This is a genomic window from Sphingopyxis sp. GW247-27LB, assembly GCF_002277025.1.
Classification (GTDB): domain Bacteria; phylum Pseudomonadota; class Alphaproteobacteria; order Sphingomonadales; family Sphingomonadaceae; genus Sphingopyxis.
Genome location: NZ_NIWD01000017.1, coordinates 1 through 5162, shown reverse-complemented (window position 1 = coordinate 5162; position 5162 = coordinate 1). Strand labels below are relative to the sequence as shown.

Here is a 5162-nt window from a genome sequence, read left to right as displayed (position 1 = left end):
CCCAGCGACCACGTTCAGGCGGCAGCAGCGGCCCAATCAGGTCCCACTCCGCATCCGACAAATCCCCGCGACCCATGACTGATCCTCAAAAAGCAGTCTTGAATCAGAAGGAGGAGGATTTGGGAATCCCTTTTGTCAACACGGCCTAGCCTCGGGATTGATCTTGGCGAGCGAGACTTCGGCGACGACAGTATATTCACTGAAGGTTGAACAGCCCATGTAATGATAAAGGGGCTGGCCATTGTACGAGAAGCGGGTGGTGCCATCGGGCATCAAACCCTTGCCCTGCGTTTCGCGGACAGCGACGCACAGGTTGGTCTTGCCCGACACGCAGAAGTCGCACTTGCCGCACTCGGCGGTGTAGAGCGGAATCACGTGATCGCCCGGCCTGACGCTGGTGACGCCTTCACCGACCTCGACAACAATGCCCGCGCCCTCGTGGCCTAGAACCACCGGGAAAACGCCCTCCGGATCACTGCCCGCCAGCGTGTACGCGTCGGTGTGGCACACACCGGTGTGCGTCACCCGGATGAGCACTTCACCCTTCCGGGGTGGGGCGACATCGATCTCGACGATTTCGAGTGGCTTGCCCGGCTCGAAGGCTACAGCGGCGCGAGATTTCATGTTGGGGTACCCTCGTTGATGGAACTTGATTGCCGGCGCGAGGTCCTTGCGTGATCGCAGATTTACAGACGTTCGCATACTGGCAGGGAGTACATTTATGATACTCCCTGCCAGTATACAAGAGGTGTCCCGTTGAGGATCTCGACCAAGGGAGCATCCAGCGGCTGGCTTCGCTTCGCAGACCTCCCTCGGGGTCCGGACCGCCCAAGTCTGCGCTCTGGGCCGGTTGGCTGGATACGAGGTTTTTGCTCTGACTGCGGGAGAGCACGGGCAAGAAGAAGATCGCTGAAATCGTTACTTAAGATATGTGCGCAGAATCTTCATTACGCCCTCCACGCCGTCATCGTGATCGCCACCCTCGCTTTTGACGGCCGGATCTTCGCCGACACCGAATGTTTCCCTAAGGTGACTCTCCATCACTTCTGCCATCAGTCCATTTGTCGCACCACGCATGGCGACAATTTGCTGCAGCAGGGGAGCGCAATCGGCCCCGGCTTCGATCGCGCGTTCCAGAGCGTCCGCCTGGCCCTTGATACGCCGCAAGCGTGTGATGGCTCGCTTCTTGTCCTCTGATGTATGTGGCATCGCGCTTTCCCGAGAAATCGCTCCAGCATACTATACAGGGGGGGAGTTTCAATCCTGCACACAGACTGGCGCTTCTGCAATCGGGCGAGGTTCTCTGGTCGGTTTCAAAATTCGCCCCCGATCGGGCAGGCATAGCCGCCATGTTGCCCTGAGACAGGTCTGGCACGCGGAGGAGGAGCGGTCATGCTCTCAAGCCTGCGCCACAAGCAACGACGGTATGGGCGCTGAGGGTCCGATCCTGTGTCCGGGAGGGGGGAGCCATCGCTCGCTCCCCCAGAATTGCCGGTCAGACCGTGACGACGACCTTGCCGATCTGGTCGTTCGATTCGAGGAAGCGGTGCGCGTCCTGGATGGCGTCGAGCGGGAAGGTGCGAGCGATCCGCGGCTTGAGCGCGCCCGATTCCAGTCCCGCCACGATGAACGCCTTGGCGCGATCGAGGGCGGCATCGTCCGAGACGATCTCGCTGTAGAGATAACCCTTGAGCGTGAGGCTCTTGCCCAGCACGGAGAACAACGGGAACGGCGTCGGCTCGCCGCTGAGCGCGCCATATTCGAGCAGGATGCCGCCGCGCGCCATGCTCGCGGTCAGCGGCTCGAACGACGGGCCTCCGACCGGATCGAGCACCACGCGCGCACCTGCACCATCGGTTATCTCCATCACCTTCGCTACCAGATCCTCTTCCCCGGTCGCGACGACATGATGTGCACCGGCATCAAGCAGGGCCTGGCGCTTGGCGCCGGAACGCGTCGTCGCGATCACCGTGGCGCCGACCATCCGCGCAATCTGGAAGGCAGCAAGGCCGACGCTGCTGGAAGCAGCCGTGACGATGACGAAATCGCCCTCGCCGAGCTTCGCCTGCTCCACCAGCGCACCCCAGGCGGTGACATACTGCATCCACACGGCCGCCGCTTCCTCGAACGACAGCGCCGCCGGATGCTTGACGACGAGGCGGGCGGGCACGTTGGCGACCTCGCCATAGGTGCCCCAGCGCGCGATATCGAGCGGGGGGATGACGCTGACGGCTTCGCCTTCCGCAAACCCGGTCAAGTCCGCGCCGACCTTAACGACGGTGCCGGCAGCCTCATAGCCAAGGCGACTCGGGAACTCGGCTTCCTGAAGGTAGGCATGATTGCGGAACATCACCTCGGCGCGGTTTATGCCTATCGCCTTCACCGCGATCTGCACTTCGTCGGCTGCGGGCGCGGGCACTGCCACATCTTCAATCCTGAGGACGCTGGCGTCGCCATATTCGTGGATACGGACGATGCGGCTCATGGGACACTCCTTGATTATTGAATGATCGTTCTGTATCGGTGTGGGCCACCAGTTTCAAGATATTATTTATCGATCATTCCATATCGGGCACCAGACATGACAGAGACGAAAGCTCGCCGCGGCGCAGGTCGCCCTCGCGCGTTCGACACTGACGCTGCCCTCGACAAGGCGGTACGGCTGTTCTGGCAGCGCGGCTACGAGGCGACATCGATGGCCGATCTGGTGGCGGAGACTGGCGTCGCCGCCGCCAGTCTTTACGCAGCGTTTGACAACAAGGCGGGGCTGTTCGCGGCGGTGATCGAGCGCTACGCCGCGACGTTCAGCGTCCACCTCTATGCACCCATCAACGATCCGGCGTTGTCCACCTACGATGCCGTCAAAGGCCTGCTGGAACGAGCGGCGTCATCGTTCTCGGAACCCGGAACGCCGGCCGGCTGCTTCATGTATTCGGCAGCGGCAGCCGTTTCGCCGGCGTCCGCCGCCATCGCATGCCTGCTGCGCGACAAGCGTATCGCGGCGGAGGCCCTCCTGATCGAGCGTCTGCATCGCGGCGCCGCGCAGGGCGAGCTTGCGGCCGATGCCGATCCGGCCGTCCTAGGCAAATTCATCAATACGGTCATGGAAGGCATGTCCGTTCAGGCGCGCGACGGCGCTACGATCAACGAACTGCTCTCCATCGCCAAAATGGCACTCGATCGATGGCCGGCTGCGGTATGATCGTCACGTGGTGGTCATCTGCCAATCCGCCTCCCGCCACCGAACAGTCGAACTCATCTCATAGGACGAAAGCACATGAAACACGTGACATTGCCAGGCGGGGAAGTGGTTTCTTCAATGGGTCAAGGCACCTGGAAGATGGGCGAACGTGCCGAGCGCCGATCCGATGAGATCGCCGCGCTACGCGCCGGTGTCGAACTGGGTATGACGCTCATCGATACCGCCGAAATGTATGGCGATGGCGCGGCGGAATCGCTGATATGCGAGGCGCTGGGCAGCGTTCGCGGCCAGTTGTTCCTCGTCAGCAAGGCATATCCACAGAATGCATCGCGCTCCCGCCTTGCCGGTGCGTGCGAGGCGAGCCTGAAGCGGCTCGGCACCGACCGGCTCGACCTCTACCTTCTCCACTGGCGGGGATCGGTGCCGCTCACCGAAACAGTAGAGGCTTTGGAGGCGCTCAAATCGGCAGGAAAGATCCGGCACTGGGGTGTCAGCAATCTCGATACCGATGATATGGACGAGCTTGTCGCTGCCGGCGGCGGTGGCTGCGTAACCGATCAGATTCTCTACAATCTGGTCCGCCGAGGCCCGGAATTAGACCTTTTGCCGTGGCTCAGCGATCATAAAATACCGGTTATGGCGTATAGTCCGGTCGAGCAGGGACGACTTTCCACGCACCCCGCTCTCGACAAGATTGCAGCCGAGGTTGGCGCAACCCCTGTGCAGGTCGCACTTTCGTGGACGTTGCGGCACGATGGCCTCATCGCCATCCCGAAAGCGAGTTCAGTCGCATATGTTCGGGAGAACCGCGCGGCCGCCCATATCGTTCTTTCCGACGCTCAGCTTGCGACACTCGACGCGGCATTTCCCAGGCCACGCGACCGCCGTCCACTCGAGATGCTTTAGCGTCGGATGGCGATATTATCGCTCGAAGGAACAGGACGCAAACCGGATCGGCGGTAGGCGCGCAGCGGTGCGGCGATCGGACCAGTGTCGAAACCGCTATCGAGTAGGTGCTGCGCGACTGGCGGTCCGAGAACCAGGCCTATCGCGCCCCTGGACCCAATCTGCTTTTAGCCTCCACGAATAACCGTCTGACCGTTCCTACCGTCTATGAGGCGTATCCGAGTTGGCAGGGCAGCCAAGGGCGTCATTCTTGTCCATCGGGCGCTCTGGATCGAAGCTCGGCCGGCCTAGCTGTCAGCACGACACCGCGCTGCCCGAGTTTCAAGAGGACGGTCAACAATCGGCCCAAAAAAGGTTGCACAGCTCTAGCGTTTCTAACTCGGCCAATCGCGGCCGAGGAGACGAACGATGGGATACTCAAGATTTGACCCTGCTGTGCGAGCTCGCGCAGCGTGGAACGCCGGAAAGAACGTGGGCACTAAGCGCCCCCTCACGCAAAAGCAGATTTGGGCAATCCGCTTCCACCTCGACCGCGAGGGGAGGTTGAGGGATAAGGCCCTTTTCGATCTCGCAATCGACAGCAAACTGCGAGGCTGCGATTTGGTTAAGATCAAGATCGGCGACGTCGTGGCCGGGGCTGACATTCGAAACCGCGCGACTGTTGTTCAGCAGAAGACCAATCGACCGGTCCAATTCGAAATTACCGCAGACGTTCGGGCCACTCTGATTGCCTGGCTGGAGCGGCGGGGTGGATCCGTGAACGAGTATCTCTTCCCAAGACGCGTCAATCATCAAGGCCATATGAGCACGCGTCAATATGCGCGCTTGGTCGACGAGTGGGTGCCGCGGAACGCGAATGACGTGACCCCCTGGTTTCCACCAGCCGGGATTAGAGCCCAGCGGCTTTTGCACTGCTACCCAACCTTGGACCACGCGGGTCTAGAGTTTTCCGCCTTACTCACATCTGGTGGGCTGGTTGCACCGGCTGAGTTTGCCAGCCGTATCGGGGGGATATTCCCGATCGCGCTGTGCGGTCGCTCTTCGTTGTAGTGTC

At 61.3% G+C, this 5162-nt stretch carries 4 protein-coding genes and 2 pseudogenes; 3 read left to right on the top strand and 3 right to left on the bottom strand.

Features of this window, described 5'->3' with window-relative positions:
• Positions 1-147: 147 nt before the first annotated feature.
• The 3 genes and pseudogenes from CD928_RS21865 to CD928_RS21855 all read right to left on the bottom strand — a co-directional run.
• Positions 148-624 (bottom strand): annotated as a pseudogene (locus CD928_RS21865) (alcohol dehydrogenase catalytic domain-containing protein); the annotation flags it as partial.
• A gap of 294 nt (positions 625-918) precedes the next feature.
• Entirely contained in the window at positions 919-1209 is a 291-nt protein-coding gene (locus CD928_RS21860) for a metal/formaldehyde-sensitive transcriptional repressor (protein ID WP_095389232.1), read from the bottom strand.
• Positions 1210-1495: 286 nt separating this feature from the next.
• On the bottom strand, positions 1496-2485 hold the full coding sequence (locus CD928_RS21855) for a zinc-dependent alcohol dehydrogenase family protein (RefSeq protein WP_095389230.1): 990 nt from the start codon (positions 2483-2485) through the stop codon (positions 1496-1498).
• A 96-nt stretch (positions 2486-2581) separates the two neighbouring features.
• Between CD928_RS21855 and CD928_RS21850 the strand changes: the two genes are divergently transcribed.
• The 3 genes and pseudogenes from CD928_RS21850 to CD928_RS21840 form a co-directional block, all read left to right on the top strand.
• Entirely contained in the window at positions 2582-3202 is a 621-nt protein-coding gene (locus CD928_RS21850) for a TetR/AcrR family transcriptional regulator (RefSeq protein WP_095389229.1), read from the top strand.
• A gap of 75 nt (positions 3203-3277) precedes the next feature.
• Positions 3278-4108: an aldo/keto reductase gene (locus CD928_RS21845; RefSeq protein ID WP_176473669.1), complete on the top strand. Its 831-nt coding sequence runs from the start codon at positions 3278-3280 to the stop codon at positions 4106-4108.
• 408 nt (positions 4109-4516) lie between these two features.
• Positions 4517-4951: pseudogene (locus CD928_RS21840) on the top strand (tyrosine-type recombinase/integrase); the annotation flags it as partial.
• Positions 4952-5162: the final 211 nt, after the last annotated feature.